The sequence below is a fragment of the Streptomyces sp. NPDC042638 genome, assembly GCF_040647235.1.
GTDB classification, from domain to species: domain Bacteria; phylum Actinomycetota; class Actinomycetes; order Streptomycetales; family Streptomycetaceae; genus Streptomyces; species Streptomyces rameus.
Genome location: NZ_JBEZBT010000034.1, coordinates 42,854 through 64,996, shown reverse-complemented (window position 1 = coordinate 64,996; position 22,143 = coordinate 42,854). Strand labels below are relative to the sequence as shown.

Here is a 22,143-nt window from a genome sequence, read left to right as displayed (position 1 = left end):
GCGTCGGCTAGGGTTTGGTCCGCATAAACATCCAAACCCCTGCCCGACGCAGGGCGGCGACCGACCAGCGAGAAGGCCGCAGCCGACCGCGCGGGCGAGACTCTCGGGAAGGCGCTACGTGAGTCCCAACGGCTCCGACCGCTCGCCGCGGCGCCCGATGCGGCGGAAGCTGCTGCAGGCACTGACCGCGGGCCTGGTCCTGGCGACCGCAACCGGTTGCACATACAAGGACTTCCCCCGCCTTGGCATGCCCACCCCGACCACGGAAGAGGCTCCGCGGATCCTCTCCCTGTGGCAGGGCTCCTGGGCTGCCGCGCTCGCCGTCGGCGTGCTGGTGTGGGGCCTGATCCTGTGGAGTGCCCTCTTCCACCGGCGCAGCCGCACCAAGGTCGAGGTCCCTACGCAGACCCGGTACAACATGCCGATCGAGGCCCTGTACACGGTGGTCCCGATCATCATCATCTCGGTGCTCTTCTACTTCACGGCCCGGGACGAGTCGAAGCTGCTCAGCCTCACTGACAAGAAGCCCGACGTCACGGTCAACGTGGTCGGCTTCCAGTGGAGCTGGGGCTTCAACTACGTCGAGAACGTGCCCGGTTCCACCGGCGACGCGAAGACCGACAAGAACCTGGACGCGATTCCGGACCGGTTCAAGAAGGAATTCCCGGCGAACGCCGGCGGCGTCTACGACGTCGGCACGCCCGGCACGCGGAACCCGCAGACGAACAACCCCGGTCCGACGCTCTGGCTCCCCAAGGGCAAGACGGTCCGCTTCGTCCTGACCTCGCGTGACGTCATCCACTCCTTCTGGGTGGTGCCGTTCCTCATGAAGCAGGACGTCATCCCGGGCCACACCAACGCCTTCCAGGTGACCCCCAACAAGGAGGGCACCTTCCTCGGCAAGTGCGCCGAGCTCTGCGGCGTCGACCACTCCCGGATGCTGTTCAACGTGAAGGTGGTCTCCCCCGAGCGTTACGCGCAGCACCTCAAGGACCTCGCCAAGAAGGGGCAGACCGGTTACATTCCCGCCGGCATCGCGCAGACGAGCCACGAGAAGAACCGGGAGACGAACAACCTGTGAGCATCCTCAACGAACCCCAGGGTGCCGCGGCAGCTGAAGGCTCGTACGCGGACGAGCTGCCGGTAAGGCGCAAGCAGCCCGGCAATGTCGTGGTGAAGTGGCTGACGACCACCGACCACAAGACGATCGGGACGATGTACCTCTCGACGTCGTTCGCGTTCTTCCTGATCGGCGGCGTCATGGCGCTGCTCATGCGCGCCGAGCTGGCCCGGCCGGGACTGCAGTTCATGTCGAACGAGCAGTTCAACCAGGCGTTCACGATGCACGGCACGATCATGCTGCTGATGTTCGCGACGCCCCTGTTCGCCGGCTTCGCGAACTGGATCATGCCGCTGCAGATCGGCGCGCCCGATGTGGCGTTCCCGCGGCTGAACATGTTCGCCTACTGGCTGTACCTGTTCGGCTCGAGCATCGCGGTGGGCGGTTTCCTCACCCCGCAGGGCGCGGCCGACTTCGGCTGGTTCGCTTACTCTCCGCTGTCGGACGCGGTCCGCAGCCCGGGCGTCGGCGCCGACATGTGGATCATGGGTCTGGCCCTCTCGGGCTTCGGCACCATCCTCGGCGCGGTCAACTTCATCACCACGATCATCTGCATGCGCGCTCCGGGCATGACGATGTTCCGCATGCCGGTGTTCACCTGGAACGTGCTGCTGACCGGTGTCCTGGTCCTGCTGGCCTTCCCGGTCCTGGCCGCCGCGCTGTTCGCCCTGGAGGCGGACCGGAAGTTCGGCGCCCACGTCTTCGATCCGGCCAACGGCGGCGCGCTCCTCTGGCAGCACCTCTTCTGGTTCTTCGGCCATCCGGAGGTGTACATCATCGCCCTGCCGTTCTTCGGCATCATCAGCGAGGTCATCCCGGTCTTCAGCCGTCGTCCGATCTTCGGTTACATGAACCTGATCGCGGCGACCATCGCGATCGCCGGCCTGTCGGTGACGGTGTGGGCGCACCACATGTACGTCACCGGTGGTGTGCTGCTGCCGTTCTTCTCCTTCATGACCTTCCTGATCGCGGTGCCGACCGGTGTGAAGATCTTCAACTGGATCGCCACCATGTGGAAGGGCTCGCTGTCCTTCGAGACACCGATGCTGTGGGCCATCGGCTTCCTGATCACCTTCACGTTCGGTGGTCTGACCGGTGTCATCCTGGCCTCGCCGCCGATGGACTTCCACGTCTCCGACTCGTACTTCGTGGTGGCCCACTTCCACTACGTGGTCTTCGGTACGGTCGTCTTCGCGATGTTCTCCGGCTTCCACTTCTGGTGGCCGAAGATGACGGGCAAGATGCTGGACGAGCGGCTCGGCAAGATCACCTTCTGGACGCTGTTCGTCGGCTTCCACGGCACCTTCCTGGTGCAGCACTGGCTGGGTGCCGAGGGCATGCCGCGCCGGTACGCCGACTACCTGGCGGCCGACGGCTTCACCGCGCTGAACACGGTGTCGACCATCAGCTCCTTCCTGCTCGGCCTGTCGATCCTGCCGTTCCTCTACAACGTCTGGAAGACGGCCAAGTACGGCAAGCCGGTCGGCGTGGACGACCCGTGGGGCTACAGCCGCTCGCTGGAGTGGGCGACCTCCTGCCCGCCGCCGCGGCACAACTTCCTCACCCTGCCGCGGATCCGCAGCGAATCCCCGGCGTTCGACCTGCACCACCCTGAGATCGCCGCGCTCGAACAGCTTGAGAACGTCGGTCCCGCCACCGCCGTCGCTGGCAGCAAGGAGTCCGGCAAGTGAAGATCCAGGGTCGGATGTTCATCTGGCTGAGCGCCTTCATCCTGATCATGGCCATCGTGTATGGCGTGTGGTCGAAGGAGCCGGCCGGCACCACCGCGCTCTTCCTGGCCTTCGGTCTGAGCGTCATGATCGGCTTCTACCTGGGCTTCACCGCCCGGCGGGTCGACGCCGGCGCCCAGGACGACAAGGAGGCCGATGTCGCGGACGACGCGGGCGAGCTGGGCTTCTTCAGCCCGCACAGCTGGCAGCCGCTCATGCTGGGCTTCGGCGGTGCGATCGCCTTCCTCAGCATCGCGGTCGGCTGGTGGCTGATCTACTTCTCCGCGCCGTTCATCGTGATCGGCCTGTTCGGCTGGGTGTTCGAGTACTACCACGGCGAGAACCGCACCCAGTAGGGCGCACCGAACGCACCGGGAGCCCGGGCCCTTCCTGACGGAAAGGGCCCGGGCTCCCGGCGTTCACCGGCGAACGCCGGGCGGGTCCGTCCTTTGCCGGAACGCCGTTCGCTCGTACGAGTTACCCACCGCGCCGGTAAGCTCTCCATCTCATAGCGTGATCATATGAGCCACATTGCGCGGACCCGCACTGTCGTCAGCTGCACCCTGCTGGTGACCGCCCTCGGTGCGGGCGTCACCGCTTGCGGTTCGGACGGCAACCCCCTGTCGGCCAGGCCGTACGACGCAGCGGACCTGATCTCCTTCAACGGTCCCACCGAGGCAGGCAAGCGAGCCGATCCGGACAAGCCCCTGGAGGTCACCGCCAACAGCGGTGACGGCCGCATCACGGACGTCACCGCCCAGGACTCCACCGGGCGGTACGTGACGGGCGAACTCGCCGCCGACGGCAGCCGCTGGCACAGCACCTCCCCGCTGGCCGCCAACGCCCACTACACGGTCACCGTGAGTACCGAGGACGAGGACGGCGCACCCGGCCGCAAGGTCCTCGCGTTCGACACCAGCAAGCCCACCAGCAAGAAGACGCTGGGCGTCACCTTCGGGCCGGCTTCGGGCACGTACGGCGTCGGACAGCCCGTCACGGCCCAACTCGACCAGCCCGTCAAGGACAAGGCGCAGCGCGCCGTCGTAGAGCGTGCCCTGAGGGTGGACTCCGTGCCGGCCGTGCCGGGCTCCTGGTACTGGGTGAGCGACAAGGAACTGCACTACCGCCCCAAGGAGTACTGGCCGGCCCACGCGACCATCCAGGTGCACAGCAACCTGGACGGGGTGAAGATCAGCGACCGGCTGTGGGGCGGCAGGTCCAAGGCGCTGAAGCTCACCACGGGCGACCGGGTCGAGGTCGTGACGGACGCCGCCGCGCACCAGCTCACGTACTACAAGAACGGCCGGCAGATCGAGCAGATCCCCGTCACCACCGGCAAGCCCGGCTTCGAGACCCGCAACGGGGTCAAGGTCGTCCTGGAGAAGCAGTACTTCGTACGGATGCGCGGCGCCACCGTCGGTATCGCCGAGGGCAGCTCCGACTCCTACGACCTGCCGGTCTACTACGCCACCCGGGTCACCTGGTCCGGCGAGTACGTGCACGCCGCGCCCTGGTCCGTCGGATCCCAGGGATACGAGAACGTCAGCCACGGCTGCACCGGCATGAGCACGTCCAACGCCGAGTGGTTCTTCGACAACGTCCGCGAGGGCGACATCGTCAAGGTCGTCAACTCCGCCGGCGACCCCATGGAGCCCTTCGGCAACGGGTTCGGCGACTGGAACGTCGACTGGACCAAGTGGCGTACGGGCAGCGCCCTGAGCGGCGGCACCCCGGACGGCCCGGCGCCGGGAGACGCGGTACGCCTCCAGCCGACGGCCGTGTGAGCGCCCTGGAGGGGCGCGGGGAACCGCGCGGGAACGGCCCTGCGGGCCGCGCTCGCGCCACCGCCCCGCGCCCCGGGGTCCTAGGCGCTCAGCAGCCTCTTGCGGCGCAGCAGGGAAGCCAGCGCGGAGGCGAACTCGGCGGGGTCCACCGGCAGCGTCACAGCGGCGTCGGCGCGGCTCCACGTGGCCAGCCAGGCGTCCTGCGGCCGGCCCATCAGCAACAGCACCGGCGGGCAGTCGAACACCTCGTCCTTGATCTGCCGGCACACGCCCATGCCGCCCATCGGCACGGCCTCGCCGTCCAGCACGCAGACGTCGATGCCCCCCTTGTCCAGCTCCCGCAGCACCGCCTCGGGAGTCGCACACTCCACGAACTCCACCAGCGGGACGTCCGGAGCGGGACGGCGCCCTGCGGCCAGCCGTACTTGCTCGCGGGTGTTGGAGTCGTCGCTGTAGACCAGCACCGTGGCGGTCGGCTGCATTGTTCCTCCGGGACGTCGGCGTCGTACGGACGGGACGGACAGGGCCGTTTGGGCGGATGTTACTCCCATGAACACCACGTCAGCACCGGTTCGGCGGGCGGCAACACTCCGAACGGCACCCCCCGGAGTGAGCGCGAGATAAGCGACCGACATAATGTCGGTCGTGGCGACAGCAACGACAGTAGATACCGGGCACGCGCACCCGTCGGTCAACCGACCGAACCTCACCAGCGTCGGAACCATCATCTGGCTGAGTTCCGAGCTGATGTTCTTCGCGGCCCTCTTCGCGATGTACTTCACCCTCCGGTCGGTGACCGGACCGGATCACTGGAAGGAGATGGCGCACGCGCTCAACGTGCCCTTCTCCGCGACGAACACCACGATCCTGGTGCTCTCCTCCCTCACCTGCCAGCTCGGCGTGTTCGCTGCCGAACGCGGCGATGTGAAGAAGCTCCGTGGCTGGTTCATCCTCACCTTCATCATGGGTGCGATCTTCATCGGCGGTCAGATCTACGAGTACACGGAGCTGGTGAAGAAGGACGGCATCTCGCTGTCCTCGGACCCGTACGGCTCGGTGTTCTACCTGACCACCGGCTTCCACGGCCTGCACGTGACGGGCGGTCTCATCGCCTTCCTGCTGGTCCTCGGCCGCACCTACATGGCCAAGAGGTTCACTCACGAGCAGGCGACCGCCGCCATCGTCGTGTCCTACTACTGGCACTTCGTCGATGTCGTCTGGATCGGCCTCTTCGCCACGATCTACCTGATCAAGTAGCCGGGACCGCTCCCGCACATCCAGAAGCACCGACGCAGAAGATCCTGACACCGGGGTAATCCGTGAAAAAGCTCTCCGCACGACGACGCCATCCGCTGGCGGCGGTCGTCGTCCTACTCCTCGCGCTGGCGGCCACTGGGGGGCTGTACGCCGCGTTCGCGCCCGCGGGCAAGGCGCAGGCCGATGAAACCTCCCAGTCCCTGACGATCAAGGAGGGCAAGAAGCTCTACGAGGTCGGTTGCGCCAGCTGCCACGGCACCGGTGGCCAGGGCTCCTCCGACGGCCCGAGCCTCGTGGGCGTGGGTGCAGCCGCCGTCGACTTCCAGGTCGGCACCGGCCGTATGCCCGCCGCGACTTCGCAGGGCGCCCAGGTCCCGAAGAAGAAGCCCATCTACACGCAGGCCCAGATCGACCAGCTCGCCGCGTACGTCGCGTCGCTGGGTGCCGGCCCGAGCGTGCCCACCAAGCAGCAGTACGGCCCGCAGGGCGCGGACATCGCCGCGGGCGGCGAGCTGTTCCGCACCAACTGCGCGCAGTGCCACAACTTCACCGGCAAGGGCGGTGCCCTGACCAAGGGCAAGTACGCCCCGAGCCTGGAGGGTGTCGCTCCGAAGCACATCTACGAGGCCATGCAGACGGGCCCGCAGAACATGCCGTCCTTCCCCGACACCACGATGTCGGAGAAGAACAAGAAGGACATCATCGCGTACCTGAACGCGGTCAACGGCAGCAAGACCGAGAACCCCGGCGGCCTGGAGCTGGGCGGCCTCGGGCCGGTCAGTGAGGGTCTGTTCGCCTGGATCTTCGGTCTGGGCGCGCTGATCGCGATCGCCGTCTGGGTCGCCGCTCGGACCGCAAAGGCCAAGAAGTCATGAGTAGCCAAGACATTCCAGAAGAGAACCTGCCCGCTGAGCAGGACCACGCACACGGCGCGGTAGGGATCGCGGACGAGGAGAACCCGTTCGCCAACCCGGGGCTGCCGCCGCACGAGCACCGGATCCAGGACGTCGACGAGCGGGCCGCCCGGCGGTCCGAGCGCATGGTCGCCCTGCTGTTCACGGTGTCGATGCTGGCCACCATCGGCTTCATCGTCGCGTACCTGGTGATCCCGAACGACAAGTCGATCTTCGTCTTCCCGATCGGTCACCTCAGCGCGATGAACTTCACGCTGGGCCTGACCCTCGGTGTGGCGCTGTTCTGCATCGGCGCGGGCGCGGTCCACTGGGCCCGCACCCTGATGTCCGACGTCGAGGTCGCCGACGAGCGTCACCCGATCGAGGCTCCCGCGGACGTCCGGGCGAAGGTGCACGCGGACTTCCGCGATGGTGCCAAGGAGTCGGCGATCGGCCGCCGCAAGCTGATCCGCAACACGATGTTCGGCGCGCTGGCCCTGGTGCCGCTCTCCGGCGTCATGCTGCTCGGCGGCCTCGGCCCGGCGCCCGGCACCAAGCTCCGGCACACGATGTGGGCCAAGGGCAAGCGCCTGGTCAACATGAACACGAACCAGCCGCTGCGTCCCGAGGACGTCATCGTCGGTTCCCTCACCTTCGCCAAGCCCGACGGCCTGGAGGAGAAGTCCGAGGAGTTCCAGACGGAGATCGCCAAGGCGGCCCTGATGATCGTCCGGCTGCAGCCGGACAACATCAAGGACAAGCGCGAGCTCGACTGGTCGCACGAGGGCATCGTCGCCTTCTCGAAGATCTGCACCCACGTCGGCTGCCCGATCTCGCTGTACGAGCAGCAGACGCACCACGTGCTGTGCCCGTGCCACCAGTCCACCTTCGACCTCTCCGACGGCGCCCGAGTGATCTTCGGTCCCGCCGGCCACGCCCTGCCGCAGCTGCGGATCGGCGTGGACAGTGAGGGTTACCTCCAGGCTCTCGGCGACTTCGAGGAGCCCGTCGGTCCTGCATTCTGGGAGCGCGGATGAGTACTACGCCCAACCAAGAGGCCCGCTCTCGCGGGAAGGCACCGGCCGGCGAGCGTGTCGCCGACTGGGCCGACGGCCGGCTCGGGATCTACTCCCTGGCCAAGGCCAACATGCGCAAGATCTTCCCCGACCACTGGTCGTTCATGTTGGGCGAAGTGTGCTTGTACAGCTTCATCATCATCATCCTGACGGGTGTCTACCTGACGCTGTTCTTCCACCCGTCGATGAACGAGGTGGAGTACCACGGCAGCTACGTCCCGCTCCAGGGACAGCTGATGTCCGAGGCGTTCAACTCGACCCTGCACATCTCCTTCGACGTGCGCGGTGGTCTGCTCGTCCGGCAGATCCACCACTGGGCCGCGCTGATCTTCCTCGCCGGCATGTTCGTGCACATGATGCGCGTGTTCTTCACCGGCGCGTTCCGCAAGCCGCGTGAGATCAACTGGCTGTTCGGCTTCCTGCTGTTCGTCCTCGGCATGTTCACCGGTTTCACCGGTTACTCGCTCCCGGACGACCTGCTCTCCGGCACCGGTGTCCGCTTCATGGAGGGCGCGATCCTGTCCGTGCCGATCGTCGGCACGTACCTGTCGTTCTTCCTGTTCGGCGGAGAGTTCCCCGGCCACGACTTCGTGGCCCGGTTCTACTCGATCCACATCCTGCTGCTGCCGGGCATCATGCTCGGCCTGATGGTGGGCCACCTGATCCTGGTCTTCTACCACAAGCACACGCAGTTCGCGGGTCCCGGAAAGTCCGAGAAGAACGTCGTCGGCATGCCGCTGCTGCCGGTGTACATGGCGAAGGCCGGAGGCTTCTTCTTCCTGGTCTTCGGTGTCATCGCGGCCATCGCGGCGGTCGCCCAGATCAACCCGATTTGGGCCATGGGCCCCTACCGTCCGGACCAGGTGTCCACCGGCGCCCAGCCCGACTGGTACATGGGCTTCGCCGAGGGTCTGATCCGCTTCATGCCGGGCTGGGAGATCAACTTCTGGGGCCACACGCTGGTCCTGGGCGTGTTCATCCCGCTGGTGCTCTTCCCGCTGGTCCTCGCGGTGATCGCGGTATACCCGTTCATCGAGTCCTGGGTGACCGGCGACAAGCGCGAGCACCACATCCTGGACCGCCCGCGCAACGCCCCGACCCGTACCGCGTTCGGTGTCGCCTGGGTGACGATCTACATGATCACCCTGGTCGGCGGCGGCAACGACCTGTGGGCCACGCACTTCCACCTGTCGATCAACGCCGTCACCTGGTTCGTCCGGATCTTCTTCTTCGCCGGACCGGTCATCGCGTTCCTCGTGACCAAGCGGATCTGCCTGGGTCTGCAGCGCCGCGACCGCGACAAGGTGCTGCACGGTCGCGAGACCGGCATCATCAAGCGCCTGCCCCACGGTGAGTTCATCGAGGTGCACGAGCCGCTCAGCCAGGAGCAGCTGCACACGCTCACGGCGCACCACCAGTACGAGCCGGCCGAGATCGGCCCGGCGGTCGACGAGAACGGTGTCGAGCGCAAGGTGCCGGTCTCGCAGAAGCTGCGGGCCAAGCTGTCCCACGGCTTCTACGGCGAGGACAACCAGATCCCCAAGCCGACCGTCGAGGAGTACAAGGAGATCACGAGCGGCCACGGCCACCACTGATCCCCGCGTCGCCACGCCACGCCGAAGGGCCCCGTCCGTACCCCGGACGGGGCCCTTCGCCCTGTCCTGGGCTGGATAGGGTGGTGTACGACGTTTCAGGACTGTCTACGAGGAGCGGCTGATGAGCGCTGTGACCCCCGCTGGAGGCGACACCGCGGCGGGCCGCTCCTGGCCCGCCCTGCTGAACGGCCTGCTGGAGGGCCGGAACCTGTCCGCCGACGACACCGCCTGGGCGATGGACCTGATCATGCGGGGCGAGGCGACCGACGCGCAGATCGCCGGGTTCATGGTGGCGCTGCGCGCCAAGGGCGAGACGGTCGAGGAGATCAGCGGACTCGTACGGACGATGTACGCGCACGCCAACGTGATCGAGGTGCCGGGCCCGGCGGTCGACATCGTCGGCACCGGCGGCGACGGCGCCAAGACGGTGAACATCTCCACGATGTCCTCGATCGTCGTCGCGGGCACGGGCGCGAAGGTCGTCAAGCACGGCAACCGTGCCGCGTCCTCCGCCTCCGGTTCCTCCGACGTCCTGGAGAAGCTCGGGATCAATCTGAACCTGACCCCGCGGCGGGTCGCCGAGGTCGCCGAGGAAGCCGGCATCACCATCTGCTTCGCGGTGCGGTTCCACCCGTCCCTGCGCCATGTCGCCGCGGCCCGCTCCCAGCTCGGCATCCGCACCACCTTCAACGTGCTCGGTCCGCTGACCAACCCGGCCCAGGTGCGCTCGCAGGCCGTCGGTGTGGCCGACCCCCGTATGGCTCCGATCGTGGCCGGTGTCCTCGCCGAGCGCGGCAACTCCTCCCTGGTCTTCCGCGGCGAGGACGGCCTGGACGAACTGACCGTCACCGCCGCCTCCCGGGTCTGGGTGGTCCGCGACGGCAAGGTCACGGAGGAGTTCTTCGACCCGCGGGACGTCGGTATCGGCCTCGTCCCCGTGGAGGCCCTGCGCGGCGCCGACGCGGCCTACAACGCGGAGGTCGCCCGCCGCCTGCTGGACGGCGAGCACGGGGCCGTACGGGACGCCGTACTGCTGAACTCGGCGGCGGCGCTGGTGGCGCTGCGGCCGACGGACGCGCCGTTCGCCGAGCAGATCCGCGCGGGCATGGCGCAGGCCGCGCAGTCGATCGACTCGGGCGCGGCCAAGCGCTCGCTGGAGCGCTGGGTGGCCGCCAGCAACGCCTGAACCTCACCGGGAGCCGTCCCGCGATCCGGACACGGGTTGCGGGGCGACGATCATCTCGCGTACGTTCCTGTACCAGGTCATGAGTGACAGTCATGAGGCCCCGGCCGACTGTCCGGCAACCCTCCGTCCGTGGCGGGGTGCCCCGGGTGAAGACCAGGCCGTGGACAGCAAGGTCCCCGGCAAGCGCGGATCCTCACGAACCCGGGGATCCTGGTCGTCGAGGAGTCTTCCGTGAGCAAGCGAATGCGTTAGGGCCGCAGAGCCCCGCCTCCGCACACCCTTTTCTCTCTTCCTCGCTTTCCTCTCACGGGAGTTCCGCCATGTCTGTCTCCACCGCTGCCACCGACCGGTCCATTTGCACCCCTCTGCCCGTTCTGGGGCGAGATGTCACCGTCCCGCTGGTCACCGGGGGCGAAGTCACCTACGCGGCCCTCGACTACGCGGCCAGCGCCCCCGCCCTCCAGCGCGTCTGGGACGACGTCGCCGCCTACGCCCCCTACTACGGCAGCGTCCACCGCGGTGCCGGCTACCTCTCCCAGCTCTCCACCGAGCTGTTCGAGAACGCCCGCGCCACGGTCGCCGGGTTCCTCGGCTGCCGCCCGGACGACCAGGTGGTCTTCACCCGCTCGACCACCGACTCCCTCAACCTGCTGGCCCGCTCGCTCCCGGCCGGCTGCCAGGTCTTCGTCTTCGAGACCGAGCACCACGCCTCCCTGCTGCCCTGGCAGGACGCGGACGTCACCTATCTCAACGCCCCGCGCACCCCGCGGCAGGCCGTGGAGACCCTGGAGCGGGCCCTCGCCGACCGCGCGGTGTCCGCCGAAGGGGGCCACGGGCCGGCCCTGGTCTGTGTCACCGGCGCCTCCAACGTCACCGGCGAGCTGTGGCCGGTGCGCGAACTGGCCGCCGCCGCGCACGCCCACGGCGCCCGGATCGTGCTGGACGCCGCCCAGCTGACCCCGCACCACCCCGTCGACATCGCCGACCTGGACGTCGACTGGATCGCCTTCTCCGGGCACAAGCTGTACGCCCCCTTCGGCGCCGGTGTCCTCGCGGGCCGCGCCGACTGGCTTCAGGCGGCGGAGCCGTACCTCGCGGGCGGCGGCGCCAGCCGCAAGGTCACCCGGCGCACCGACGGGGGAGTGGACGTGGAGTGGCACGACAGCGCCGCCCGGCACGAGGCCGGCTCCCCGAACGTCATCGGCGCCTACTCCATCGCGTCGGCCTGCAAGGCCCTCACCGAGGCCGGCTGGGACACCCTGGTCGCCCGCGAGCAGGACCTCGTCCGCACGGTCCGCGAGGGCCTGGCCGAGGTCCCCGAGGTGCTGGTCCTCTCCCTCTTCGGCGACGACGCCCCGCGCGTCGGCGTCATCTCCTTCGTCGTCGAGGGCTGGAACAGCTCGCACTTCGCCGCCGCGCTCTCCGCCGAGTACGGCATCGGCGTCCGCGACGGCCTGTTCTGCGCCCACCCGCTGGTCCGCACCCTGCTGGGCACCGACCCGCAGGCCCAGGGCGAGTGCGGCGCCCCCGAGGCGGCACCGGGGGAGAAGTCCCTCAACGCCATCCGCGTGAGCTTCGGCGCGGGCACCCCGGACGAGCACGTCGAACGGTTCGTCACGGCCGTGCGGGAGCTGGTCCGGGACGGCGCCAAGTGGCAGTACCGCACGGAGGACGGCCGCTGCGTGCCCGCCGTGTGAACCTCCGTACGCGGGAGCCCCGGAGGCGGATATAACCTCCCCCTGACAGCACATCGGACAGGGGGAGCACGGAGTGCAGCCGCTGCGCGCAACCGACCCGCGCCACATCGGCCCGTACGAGGTCACGCACAGACTCGGCGCCGGCGGCATGGGCGAGGTCTACCTCGCCCGGTCCCGCAACGGACCGCGCCTCGCGGTGAAGGTGGTGCGGGCCGAGCACGCCGAGGACCGCACCTTCCGCGCCCGCTTCCGCCACGAGGTCCGGGCAGCGCAGACCGTCGGGGGCGCGGGCACCTACACCGCGCGGGTCGTGGACGCCGACACGGGGGCCGAACGGCCCTGGATGGCGACGGAGTTCGTGCCCGGCCCGAATCTGCGGGACGCCGTCCTGGACCACGGCGCGCTGCCCGGGCCCGCGGTGCGGATCCTCGCCGCCGCGCTCGGCGAGGCGCTGGCCGCCATCCACGGCAAGGGTCTGGTCCACCGCGATCTGAAGCCGTCGAACATCCTGCTGGGCCCGGACGGCCCCCGGGTCATCGACTTCGGGATCGTCCGCGCCCTGGAGGCCACCTCGCTGACCCGCACCGGCGCGGTCGTCGGCTCGGTCGGCTACGTCTCGCCGGAGCAGATCCGCAACGGCGGCCAGGTCGGGCCGCCGAGCGACGTCTTCTCCCTCGGCGCCGTCCTCGCCTACGCGTCGGCCGGCCGTGAACCGTTCGGCGAGGGCCAGGACTCGGTGGTCCTGCTGCGCATCCTGACCCGCGACTTCGACCTGTCCGGCGTGCCGGAGGCGGTACGGCCGCTGGTGACGGCCTGTCTGCGCGAGGACCCGCTGCAGCGCCCGGAGCCGGCGCAGGTGGTGGCCGACGCCGGATTCACCCCGGACACCCTGCGCACCGGCATCCGCCCGGGCTGGTACGGCTCCACGGCCCGCCCGAGCCCGTCCCCCGACGCCCGCCCCAGCGGCGTGGAGTACCTGGCACCCACGCCACCCGCCGCTCCGACCTCCGCGACTGCGCCGGGTGCCCCCGCCGCGCCGCCGCCCTCCGAGCCGCCCGCGACGGCATCCGACACGTCCGCTTCGACGCCGGCCCCGGAAACCCCCGAGACACCGGCTTCGGCGCCGGCCTCGGAGCCGCCCGGGGCGGCGCCCGAGACGTCCGCACCGCCGGTGACGGCCTTCGGGGCGCCCGGGGCGCCCGCGTCCGTGATGGCGTCGGACGGGTCCGCGTCCGCGACGGCCCGGGAGGCTTCCGCGTCCTCCGTCTTGGCGCCGGTCCCCGAGGCGTCCGGGGCTCCGGGCTCTGCGTCCGGGGCGCCCGGGGTCCCCGCTTCCGCCCGGGGCCCAGAGGCATCCGTGCCCTCCGCCTCTGCGGCGGCCCCGGAGGTGTCCGTGTCCTCCGCAGTCGGTCCGGACCCGGAGGCGTCCTTGGCCTCTGGCTCCGGTACGGCGGGTGAGGTGTCCGCGAGGGCCGTGTCCGCCACCGTTTCCGAGGCGGCCGTGCCCTCCGGCGGTCCTACGGTCGACGTCCGCCGCCCGGGTCCCGTCGCCCCCGGCCGCCGCCGGCTCCTGGCGGCCCTCGCGGGCGGGGCCGTCGCCGTCGGCGGGGTGGCGGGCGGCGGCTGGGCGCTGATGCGGGGCTTCACCACCGAGAGCGAGGGCATGAGCGGCAGCTACCGGGCGCCCGACCCGTCGGACCCGGGCGTGACGGCGGTCCCGGCCGCCGCCCGGTCCGCGGTGCTGCGCTGGCAGTACGACCTCGGCGGCATCGGCGGGCTGGACGGCGCCTGCTGCGCGCTCTCCCCGGACGGTTCCGTCGTCTACGCCGGCACCTCCGGCGGTGTGCTGCACGCCATCTCCCGGGACGGCTCCAAGCGCTGGAAGGTCCGGCTCGGCGACGACGTCTCCACCCCCGTGGTCACCCGGGACGCGGTCTACTGCGTGGTGGGCCTGCACGCCGACGACGTGCGCCGGCTGACCGCGGTGAGCCTGTCCGGCAGCCCGCTGTGGACCCGGACCCTCGGCGACCTGGCGTACGCCGTCCCCGTGCTGCTCGGCTCCGATGTGCTCGTCTCCGTCGGCGGCACGGACACGGGCGGGCTGCGCCGCTACGACAGTGACGGCGGTGAGCGGTGGACCGCCAGCACGCCCGCCGGACCCACCGGCACACCGCTCGTCTCGGGTGGTGTGATCTGCACGGGCAGCTACGGCGACACCCTGCTGGCACTGGACGCGCGGGACGGGGCGCGGAAGTGGCAGGTGTCCGCGGGCACCGACGTCAGGGCTGTCGCCCTCGCGGGCACCACCCTGTTCGCGGACGCCCCCGCCGTACGGCAGGGTTTCCGGATCGCGGACGGCCGGCGGCTGTGGCGCAGGGAGGCCGACTCCGGCGCCATGACCGCGGGCGACCGTGCGCTGGCCGTCGGTACGGAGTCGGGCACGGTGTACGCCGTCCGGGCGGCCGACGGCTCCCGTGCCTGGACGTACGCCCTCGCGGGCGAGCCCCGCGCGGTGGTGGCCGACGGCACCGTGTACGCCCGCGCGGCCGACCGGGTCTGGGCCCTGGACCTGAACGGCCGGAAGCGGTGGAGCGAGCCCCTCGGCCAGGAGGCGGGCGACGACCAGCACCTGCCGGTCGCGCAGGGCAGCCGCCTCTACGTCCCCTCGGGCAGCGGCATCGCCGCGGTGGAGGTGGGCGGCTAGGTGTACTCAGACCCTAGTTGTCCAGGCCGATCGCGAACGCGGCCTCCAGGTCGTGCTGGGAGTACGTGCGGAACGCGACGTGGGTGTCCGTGCCCTCCACGCCGGGGATCTTGCTGATCCGGCCCGGGATGACCTCGGCGAGGTCCTCGTGCTGCCGCACCCTGACCATGGCGATCAGGTCGTAGGTGCCGGTGACCGAGAAGACCTCGCTGACGCTCTCCAGCGCGGCGATCCGCTCCGCGATCTCGGGGATCCGGTCCACGCTGGTCTTGATCAGGACGATCGCGGTGATCACGGCTGTTTCTCTCCCTCGGTGACCGGAGCTGGGGCGGGTTTCACTCTAGCCGTCCCGTCCGTCGCCACCGCCCTTCCGAGGCCGCCCCCCGGACCCCTCCCACCGCCGTAGCGCGCCCACGCGTAGCCGAAGCCCAGCCCGAACCCCACCAGGTGGGCCAGATAGGCCACCCCGGGCCCGTCGGAGGCCTGTCCGGCCGCCTGCCACTGCAGGGCCGCCCAGAACGGCAGCACGACCCACGCCGGGAAGCGCAGCGGCAGGAAGAACAGGAACGGCAGGAGACTGGTCACGCGTGCGCGGGGGAACAGGTAAAGAAACGCTCCGAGGACCGCAGAGATCGCGCCGGAGGCGCCGACCAGCGACTGCTCGGAGTCGGCGTTGGCCGCCGCGTAGCCCAGCAGGGCGAGACAGCCGCAGCCGACGTAGAACAGGGTGAACTCCACCCGGCCCATCCGTTCCTCGGTCATCGCCCCGAAGACGAAGAGGAAGAGCATGTTGCCGAGCAGATGCACCCAGCTGCCGTGCACGAACAGGGCGGTGGCCGGGGTGAGCGCGGCGCCGGCCGATCCGTCGAACAGCTCGGCGGGGACCACGCCCCAGCGCCGGAAGTACGCCCGCTGCGCGGCCACCAGCGCGTCCCCGGAGCCGTACCCGGGGACCAGCCCGGAGGCCGGGCCGAGGGCGAAGAGCAGGCAGCACAGGGCGATGAGGCCGTACGTCACGGGCGCCGCCGAGGTCGCCCGGACCGTTCTGAGTGCCCTGTCGGCCGCCGTGCTGGAGGTGCTGATCATGACTACAGAGCATGACGTAACGGGACGCAGGCTGACAGACCGCCTCGCCGCCATGGGTTGACGGGCGGCGAGTCCCCGCCAGGCCGTAGGGTTACGAGCCACACGCGCCGGGGACGGCGCGGACCGACACGAGAAGGAAGCGGACAGTCGCCATGACGGTTCCCCTGCCGACGGCCACGACACGGTGGCGCTGCACCCTGTGCGGAAACCTCACGCGGTTCGACGTGACCCGCTCGTCGAAGGTCGTCGAGTACGTCCACCTCGACCTGGCGGGGGAGCCGACGGTGGAGGAGTGCGAGGTGGTCAGTGAGACCATCGAGTCGGTGCGGTGCCGCTGGTGCAACGCGCTGGATCAGGTGGAACTCGTGGACAGGCCGGGCGCCGGCTCCTGAGCGGAGCGGCCCCCGCAGAGGCTCATTCGGTATTGGGGTGTGACGGATGGTGGAGACCGCAGGCGGGGGGCCGGGCGACGGCACCGCCGAGGTGCTTGACCGTCCGCTGCCCGACGGAGTGCGCCGACGCATCGTGCAGATCGTCTCGGACGGCTTCGGCGGCCTGACCGTGGCGGAACTTCCGGCCCAGCTGAGACAGTACGCCCGGTTCGCCCCCAATCGCCGGGCGAAGTTCGCCGGGAACGCGATGGCGGCGGCCCTGGAGACCGATCCGCTGTTCCGGCAGCGGATCGGGGAGAAGTTCAGAGAGGCGCAGCCGGAACTCGCCGGCGCCCTCGACTCCGGCGCCCCGCCCCCGGCCGCGGACCCGCTCGACGTGGCGGCCGCGGCCTACGTGCTGCGCCCGGCGGGCTGGGTGAAGCTGGTCACCGCGGCCGGCGAGGAGGCCCAGCGCGCGGACGCCGAGCGGGCCGACGAGGAGAGCCGGGCCGAGCTGGAGCGGCTGCGCGCGGAGCTGGCGCGGGCCCGCGACCACACCCGCGCCGAGACCGAACGGCTGCGCTCGGAGCTGGAGTCGGCGAAGAAGGAGGCGGAGTCGCTGCACCGCAAGCTGCGTTCGGCGGTCAGTGACGTGAAGCGTGGCGAGGCCGCGCTGCGCAAGGCGCAGGGGGAGGCCGACGCCGTGCGCGCCGAGGCGCAGGCGCAGGTGTCGGCGGCGGAGAGCGAGTCCCGGCGGCTCAAGACCCGCCTGGGCGAGGCCGAGGCCGCGCTGGAGGCCACCCGCCGGGCGGCCCGGGAGGGCCGCAGCGTGGAGGACATGCGGGTGCGGCTGCTGCTCGACACCCTGCTGGAGTCGGCCCAGGGGCTCCGGCGTGAACTCGCCCTGCCGCCGGTGTCGGTGCGCCCGGCCGAGACCGTGGACGCGGTCGAACCGGGGCGAATGACCCCGAAGGACATCGCGGCCCGCGCCCTGTCGGAGAACGATCCGGCCATTCTCGACCAGCTTCTGGCGCTGCCGCAGGCGCATCTGGTCGTGGACGGCTACAACGTGACCAAGACCGGCTATCCGCAGATGCCGTTGGAGAAGCAGCGGCTCAGGCTGCTGGGCCAGCTCTCGGCGCTCGCCGCGCAGACCGGGGCCGAGGTGACGTGTGTCTTCGACGGTGCCGAACTGGCCGCGCCGGTGCTGCTCGCGCCGCCGCGCGGGGTGCGGGTGCTGTTCTCCAAGCCGGGTGTCACGGCCGACGAGCTGATCCGTCAACTGGTGCGCGCGGAGCCGCCGGGGCGTCCGGTCATCGTCGCCTCCACCGACCGGGAGGTGGCCGACGGGGTCGCCAGGGCGGGTGCCCGGCCGGTGGCCTCCGCGGTGCTTCTGAAGCGGCTGTCCTGAAGGTCCAACGGACACCGCTAATGCCCGAATTGGGCTTATCGTCACGCAACGTAGTGTCAATCGCGCATCACTGGATGTGAGTTGTGTGCAAAGAATGCATTGCGTGACGGGATTTTTCGGTGTGAGGATTTGAACTGATCACAACTGGGTCACTAGGGTCGGGGCTCGAACCTCCGAACGGGTGAACACTCACAAGAAGGAGTTCGTCCTCCGTGGCGTCCCACCGTCGACCCAAGCAGCCGAGCCGCACTCGCGTGACCGTGCTCACCACCGCTGCCGCAGCTGCCGTCGCGCTCAGCGCCAACGCCGCCAACGCCGCGCCGAGCGAGAAGCCCGGCAAGGACGAGGTCAAGGCCAAGGTCGACAAGCTCTACGAGCAGGCCGAGCAGGCGACCGAGAAGTACAACGGCGCCAAGGAGAAGCAGCAGAAGCTGCAGAAGGAAATCTCCACCATCCAGGACAACGTCGCCCGTGGCCAGGAGGAGCTCAACAAGCTGCGCGACGGCCTGGGTTCGCTGGCCACCGCGCAGTACCGCTCCGGCGGCATCGACGCCTCGGTCCAGCTGTTCCTGTCCTCCAACCCGGACGACTACCTCGACAAGGCGTCCACGCTCGACCAGTTGAGCGGCCAGCAGGTCGACGCCCTGAAGAAGATTCAGGACAAACAGCGCGAACTCGCCCAGGAGCGTGCCGAGGCCACCGAGAAGCTCAAGGACCTCTCGGCCACCCGCACCGAACTGGGCAACAAGAAGCAGGAAGTCCAGGGCAAGCTCGCCGAGGCGCAGAAGCTCCTGAACACCCTGACCGCCAAGGAGAAGCAGCAGCTCGCCGAGCAGCAGCAGCGCGCCAACCGCTCCTCCACCGAGCGCGTCGACCTCGGCGACACCCCGCCGGCCTCCGGCCGTGCCTCGGCCGCGTTCTCCGCCGCCCAGAGCCAGATCGGCAAGCCGTACGTCTACGGCGCCACCGGCCCGTCCTCCTTCGACTGCTCGGGTCTGACCTCCTGGGCCTACGCCCAGGCCGGCGTCTCCATCCCGCGCACCTCCGAGGCGCAGGCGAACATCGGCACCCGGGTCGGCATGAGCGACCTGAAGGTCGGCGACCTGGTCTTCTTCTACGGCGACCTGCACCACGTCGGCCTGTACGCGGGCAACGGCCAGGTGCTGCACGCCCCGCACACCGGCGCCGTGGTCCGCTACGAGGCCATCGGCAACATGCCGTTCCAGTTCGGCGTCCGGGTCTGACCAGGGCCCCGTACGCGGACACGGTGGCGCCCGAACGGGCGAATCACAGAAACCGAAACTGACTCCACGCCCCGCCGGTGACCTGCGTCAGCGGCGGGGCGTCACTGTGTGTTGACTCCGAGGTCTTTGGCCCGGACCCGTCCGCACGGCTACTGTCTGCCGCGTTTCCCCGGCGTGGGGCCTCCCCGTCCCCAGGCGCCGGGGAAACGGTCTGTGTCCGCCAGCAGAAGGACTGACGTGGGGTCCCATCGCCGCCTTGCACCGTCCGGGTTCGACCGGGGCGCCGCCGCCGCCCTGTGCATGCTGTCGGCCGCGGCAGCCGCGCTCGGCGCCGTACCGGCGCAGGCGGCGCCGGACGCCGACACCCGCACCGAGGTGGACCGCCTGTACGTGGAGGCCGAGAAGGCGACCCAGGCCTTCGACAAGGCCGACGAGCGCGCCGGCGAGCTGCGCCAAGAGGTCCGCGCCGCCCAGGACCACATCGCCCGGCAGCAGCAGCGCGTCAACGACCTGCGCGGGCAGCTCGGTTCGCTGGCCGGTGCCCAGTACCGCGCCGGCGGCATCGATCCGGCGGTCGCCCTGCTCTTCTCCGCCGACCCCGACGAATACCTGGACAGGGCGGCCACGCTCGACCGGATCGGCGCCCGGCAGGCGGGCCGGCTCAAGGAGCTCCAGTCCGCGATGCGGCAACTCGCCCAGGAGCGCGCGGAGGCGGCCGGGAAGCTGGCCGAGCTGGAGAAGACCCGCAAGGCGGTGGCCGTCCACAAGCGGACCGTGGAGCGCAAGCTCGCCCGGGCCCGGCAGCTGATCAACGCCCTGCCCACCGCCGAACGCGCCGACTACGACCGGGCCTCCCGCGGCAGCCGTACCGAACTGCCCGTGCCGACCGGTGCCGACGCCCCCGACGGGCGCGCCGCCGCGGCCCTGGCCGCCGCCCGCGCCGCCCTGGGCCGCCCCTACGTGTGGGGTGCCAACGGCCCCTCCGGCTTCGACTGCTCCGGCCTGATGCAGTGGGCGTACGGGCACGCCGGCGTTCATCTGCCGCGCACCTCGCAGGAGCAGCGGTTCGCCGGCCGGCAGGTCCCGCTCTCCCAGGCCCGGCCCGGCGACCTGGTCGTCTACCGCTCCGACGCCAGCCATGTGGCGATGTACGCCGGTCACGGCCAGGTCATCCACGCGCCCTACCCCGGCGCCCCGGTGCGTTACGACCCGGTCGGGATGATGCCGGTCTCCTCGGTCACCCGGCCCTGACCGCCCCGCTCGCCGTACGATCGGGCCGTGGCTGGTCGCGGACGGGCGTGGAGCATCGGAGCCGTAGGGCTCGGTCTGCTGTTGTCTCTTGCCGGCTGCGGCGGCAGCCCGTCCGGCGATCCGGTCCGGACCGAGGTGCAGCAGGTGCTCGACCGGCGCTCGGCGGCCCTGCTCGGCCACGACGAGGCGGCGTACGGCGCGACGGGCACCCGCACCGAGTACACCCGGCTGCGCGCCCTTCCGCTGGCCGCCTGGAGCTACCGGGTGACCGCCGTGCACCACACCGCCTCCGGCGCCACCGCCGACGCCGAGCTGAGCTACCGCGTCGCCGGCTACGACCGGGCCCCCGTCGACGCCCGCCGCAGTCTCACCCTCGACCGCACCGCCGACGACAGCTGGTACGTCACCGCCGACCGGCCCGCCGGGCAGGCCGGGCAGCAGTTGTGGGACCAGGGCACGGTGACCGTCGTCCGGGGCGCGCACAGCCTGGTGCTCGGCACCGGCGGGTCCGCCGCCGGCCTGACGGAGTTCGCCCGGCTGGCCGACCGCGCGGTTCCGGCCGTCTCCGGGGTGTGGGCCACGGACTGGAGCCGCCGGGTCGTCGTCCTCGTCCCGCGGAGCCTGGCGTCCATGGCGGCCCTGCTCGGCTCGTCCGCCGCCGAGTACCGGGGCATCGCGGCCGTCACCACGGGCGAGGCGGGCAGCCGGGGCCGCGCGCCCGCGGACCGGGTGGTGGTCAACCCGGAGGCGTACAGCGTGCTCGGTGACGTTGGCAAGCAGGTCGTCCTCACCCACGAGACCACCCATGTCGCCACCCGGGCGAACACCACCGCCGCCACTCCGCTGTGGCTCTCCGAGGGCTACGCCGACTGGGTCGGCTATCTCGGCACCGGCCGGACCGCGCAGGAGGCCGCCCCGGAACTCGGCCGGGCCGTGCGGGACGGCGAGCCGCCCGGGGAACTGCCCACCGACGCGGACTTCGGCTTCACCAGCGAACCCACCGAACTGGCGCGGGCCTACGAGAGCGGCTGGCTGGCCTGCCGGATGATCGCCGACCAGTGGGGCCCGGCCCGGCTCGGCGCCTTCTACCGGGCCGTCGGCGCCCACGGGCAGCGGGCGGGCGCGGTCGAGACGGCGCTCGAGCAGGTGCTCGGGACGACACCGCGGGAGTTCACCGCGCGCTGGCGGGACTACGTCACGACGCAGCTCGGCTGAGGGTGCCGATGGCCTCCCGCAGCCATTCCCGCTCGGCGCGCCCGGTGGCCCGAGCGACCCGGAGCATGCCCTCCCGGAAGAGGTCCCCGGCCTTCTCCGCCCGCACCGGCTCGCCCTCCCGGTAGAAGAAGCTGGCCGGGGTCTGCAGGAAGTCGAGCCGGCGGCGCAGGACGGCGGCCTGCTCGGCGGGGTCCTCCAGGTGCCGCAGGAAGGCCAGGAGCGTGTTGAAGCGGACCTGGTCGGTGATCTCCTGCTGCTTGGGGCCCCGCAGCCGCGCCAGCAGCTCCGCACGGCCCTTCCCGGTCAGGGACAGCACCCGGCGCGGGGCGGCGCTCGCGCCCTCCTCGGTGTGCTGGTCGAGCAGGCCGGCGGCGACGAGCCGGTTGATGGCCGGGTACAGCGCGCCGTCGCTGACGGGGCGGACGTGTCCGCTCAGCGCCTTGATGCGTTCCTTCAGCTCATAGCCGTGCAGCGGTTCCTCGGCGAGGAAGCCCAGGATCGACAACTCCAGCACGCGGACTCC

The 22,143-nt window shown here is 70.6% G+C and carries 20 protein-coding genes and 1 riboswitch; of the genes, 16 read left to right on the top strand and 4 right to left on the bottom strand.

The genetic code is table 11. The features are described 5' to 3' along the window. The first annotated feature begins 118 nt into the window (after positions 1-118). The 4 genes from coxB to AB0B40_RS25030 all read left to right on the top strand — a co-directional run bounded on the left by coxB (position 119) and on the right by AB0B40_RS25030 (position 4,634). The gene (coxB, locus tag AB0B40_RS25045) at positions 119-1,081 is read left to right on the top strand and encodes a cytochrome c oxidase subunit II (protein WP_345050258.1); all 963 of its coding nucleotides are present in this window, start codon (positions 119-121) and stop codon (positions 1,079-1,081) included. After that, positions 1,078-2,811, top strand: a complete 1,734-nt coding sequence (ctaD, locus tag AB0B40_RS25040; protein WP_345050261.1) for a cytochrome c oxidase subunit I — start codon at positions 1,078-1,080, stop codon at positions 2,809-2,811. Before coxB ends, ctaD begins: the two co-directional genes overlap by 4 nt. Further along, the gene (locus AB0B40_RS25035; protein WP_345050263.1) at positions 2,808-3,206 is read left to right on the top strand and encodes a cytochrome c oxidase subunit 4; all 399 of its coding nucleotides are present in this window, start codon (positions 2,808-2,810) and stop codon (positions 3,204-3,206) included. The genes ctaD and AB0B40_RS25035 overlap by 4 nt, the downstream gene beginning before the upstream one ends. 165 nt (positions 3,207-3,371) lie before the next feature. Beyond that, on the top strand, positions 3,372-4,634 hold the full coding sequence (locus AB0B40_RS25030) for an Ig-like domain-containing protein (protein WP_345050266.1): 1,263 nt from the start codon (positions 3,372-3,374) through the stop codon (positions 4,632-4,634). Positions 4,635-4,714: 80 nt separating this feature from the next. On the opposite strand, the gene AB0B40_RS25025 is transcribed toward AB0B40_RS25030, so the two are convergent. After that, complete coding sequence (locus tag AB0B40_RS25025; protein ID WP_345050269.1) at positions 4,715-5,116, bottom strand: hypothetical protein; 402 nt, start codon at positions 5,114-5,116, stop codon at positions 4,715-4,717. 154 nt (positions 5,117-5,270) lie between these two features. On the opposite strand from AB0B40_RS25025, the gene AB0B40_RS25020 reads away from it, so the two are divergent. From AB0B40_RS25020 to AB0B40_RS24990, 7 genes are all read left to right on the top strand, one after another. Then, positions 5,271-5,891 carry a heme-copper oxidase subunit III gene (locus AB0B40_RS25020; protein ID WP_161298032.1) on the top strand — a complete coding sequence of 207 codons (621 nt, stop codon included), beginning with the start codon at positions 5,271-5,273 and terminating at the stop codon, positions 5,889-5,891. A gap of 62 nt (positions 5,892-5,953) precedes the next feature. Beyond that, the gene (locus tag AB0B40_RS25015; RefSeq protein ID WP_345050273.1) at positions 5,954-6,766 is read left to right on the top strand and encodes a c-type cytochrome; all 813 of its coding nucleotides are present in this window, start codon (positions 5,954-5,956) and stop codon (positions 6,764-6,766) included. After that, complete coding sequence (locus tag AB0B40_RS25010; RefSeq protein ID WP_345050276.1) at positions 6,763-7,821, top strand: Rieske 2Fe-2S domain-containing protein; 1,059 nt, start codon at positions 6,763-6,765, stop codon at positions 7,819-7,821. Before AB0B40_RS25015 ends, AB0B40_RS25010 begins: the two co-directional genes overlap by 4 nt. Beyond that, positions 7,818-9,455 carry a cytochrome bc complex cytochrome b subunit gene (locus tag AB0B40_RS25005; RefSeq protein ID WP_345050279.1) on the top strand — a complete coding sequence of 546 codons (1,638 nt, stop codon included), beginning with the start codon at positions 7,818-7,820 and terminating at the stop codon, positions 9,453-9,455. Before AB0B40_RS25010 ends, AB0B40_RS25005 begins: the two co-directional genes overlap by 4 nt. A gap of 121 nt (positions 9,456-9,576) precedes the next feature. Continuing rightward, a complete protein-coding gene (trpD, locus tag AB0B40_RS25000) occupies positions 9,577-10,641 on the top strand; it encodes an anthranilate phosphoribosyltransferase (RefSeq protein ID WP_345050281.1) in 1,065 nt (354 codons plus the stop codon). Between the two features lie 75 nt (positions 10,642-10,716). Beyond that, positions 10,717-10,833, top strand: a riboswitch (SAM riboswitch). A 128-nt stretch (positions 10,834-10,961) separates the two neighbouring features. Further along, the gene (locus AB0B40_RS24995; RefSeq protein WP_362265653.1) at positions 10,962-12,338 is read left to right on the top strand and encodes an aminotransferase class V-fold PLP-dependent enzyme; all 1,377 of its coding nucleotides are present in this window, start codon (positions 10,962-10,964) and stop codon (positions 12,336-12,338) included. A gap of 73 nt (positions 12,339-12,411) precedes the next feature. Then, complete coding sequence (locus AB0B40_RS24990) at positions 12,412-15,042, top strand: PQQ-binding-like beta-propeller repeat protein (RefSeq protein ID WP_362265651.1); 2,631 nt, start codon at positions 12,412-12,414, stop codon at positions 15,040-15,042. Positions 15,043-15,055: 13 nt separating this feature from the next. Here the strand turns inward: AB0B40_RS24990 and AB0B40_RS24985 are convergent, their stop codons facing one another. Together AB0B40_RS24985 and AB0B40_RS24980 are read right to left on the bottom strand one after the other, a co-directional pair. Continuing rightward, complete coding sequence (locus tag AB0B40_RS24985) at positions 15,056-15,337, bottom strand: Lrp/AsnC ligand binding domain-containing protein (protein WP_345050290.1); 282 nt, start codon at positions 15,335-15,337, stop codon at positions 15,056-15,058. Further along, positions 15,334-16,128, bottom strand: a complete 795-nt coding sequence (locus AB0B40_RS24980) for a rhomboid family intramembrane serine protease (RefSeq protein ID WP_362265650.1) — start codon at positions 16,126-16,128, stop codon at positions 15,334-15,336. The genes AB0B40_RS24985 and AB0B40_RS24980 overlap by 4 nt, the downstream gene beginning before the upstream one ends. 152 nt (positions 16,129-16,280) lie before the next feature. On the opposite strand from AB0B40_RS24980, the gene AB0B40_RS24975 reads away from it, so the two are divergent. The 5 genes from AB0B40_RS24975 (at position 16,281) to AB0B40_RS24955 (ending at position 21,620) form a co-directional block, all read left to right on the top strand. Continuing rightward, complete coding sequence (locus AB0B40_RS24975; RefSeq protein ID WP_345050297.1) at positions 16,281-16,520, top strand: hypothetical protein; 240 nt, start codon at positions 16,281-16,283, stop codon at positions 16,518-16,520. Positions 16,521-16,566: 46 nt separating this feature from the next. Next, positions 16,567-17,910 carry an NYN domain-containing protein gene (locus tag AB0B40_RS24970; RefSeq protein WP_345050300.1) on the top strand — a complete coding sequence of 448 codons (1,344 nt, stop codon included), beginning with the start codon at positions 16,567-16,569 and terminating at the stop codon, positions 17,908-17,910. 212 nt (positions 17,911-18,122) lie between these two features. Next, positions 18,123-19,154, top strand: coding sequence for an NlpC/P60 family protein (locus AB0B40_RS24965; RefSeq protein WP_345050303.1), 1,032 nt, complete (start codon positions 18,123-18,125; stop codon positions 19,152-19,154). Between the two features lie 237 nt (positions 19,155-19,391). Beyond that, positions 19,392-20,405 (top strand): NlpC/P60 family protein, encoded by a 1,014-nt coding sequence (locus AB0B40_RS24960; protein WP_345050305.1) that lies wholly within the window; start codon positions 19,392-19,394, stop codon positions 20,403-20,405. Positions 20,406-20,432: 27 nt separating this feature from the next. After that, a complete protein-coding gene (locus tag AB0B40_RS24955) occupies positions 20,433-21,620 on the top strand; it encodes a hypothetical protein (protein WP_362265647.1) in 1,188 nt (395 codons plus the stop codon). Here AB0B40_RS24955 and AB0B40_RS24950 read toward each other — a convergent pair. Beyond that, a complete protein-coding gene (locus AB0B40_RS24950) occupies positions 21,601-22,134 on the bottom strand; it encodes a PadR family transcriptional regulator (protein ID WP_345050309.1) in 534 nt (177 codons plus the stop codon). The genes AB0B40_RS24955 and AB0B40_RS24950 overlap by 20 nt on opposite strands. Between the last annotated feature and the right edge of the window lie 9 nt (positions 22,135-22,143).

Excerpts from the sequence above, each read along its gene's own strand:
- AB0B40_RS25030 (WP_345050266.1), top strand. The coding sequence starts at position 3,372 with ATGAGCCACATTGCGCGGACCCGCACTGTCGTCAGCTGCACCCTGCTG.
- AB0B40_RS25025 (WP_345050269.1), bottom strand. The coding sequence starts at position 5,116 with ATGCAGCCGACCGCCACGGTGCTGGTCTACAGCGACGACTCCAACACC.
- AB0B40_RS25020 (WP_161298032.1), top strand. The coding sequence starts at position 5,271 with ATGTCGGTCGTGGCGACAGCAACGACAGTAGATACCGGGCACGCGCAC.
- AB0B40_RS25010 (WP_345050276.1), top strand. The coding sequence starts at position 6,763 with ATGAGTAGCCAAGACATTCCAGAAGAGAACCTGCCCGCTGAGCAGGAC.
- AB0B40_RS25005 (WP_345050279.1), top strand. The coding sequence starts at position 7,818 with ATGAGTACTACGCCCAACCAAGAGGCCCGCTCTCGCGGGAAGGCACCG.
- trpD (WP_345050281.1), top strand. The coding sequence starts at position 9,577 with ATGAGCGCTGTGACCCCCGCTGGAGGCGACACCGCGGCGGGCCGCTCC.
- AB0B40_RS24995 (WP_362265653.1), top strand. The coding sequence starts at position 10,962 with ATGTCTGTCTCCACCGCTGCCACCGACCGGTCCATTTGCACCCCTCTG.
- AB0B40_RS24980 (WP_362265650.1), bottom strand. The coding sequence starts at position 16,128 with ATGATCAGCACCTCCAGCACGGCGGCCGACAGGGCACTCAGAACGGTC.
- AB0B40_RS24975 (WP_345050297.1), top strand. The coding sequence starts at position 16,281 with ATGACGGTTCCCCTGCCGACGGCCACGACACGGTGGCGCTGCACCCTG.
- AB0B40_RS24970 (WP_345050300.1), top strand. The coding sequence starts at position 16,567 with ATGGTGGAGACCGCAGGCGGGGGGCCGGGCGACGGCACCGCCGAGGTG.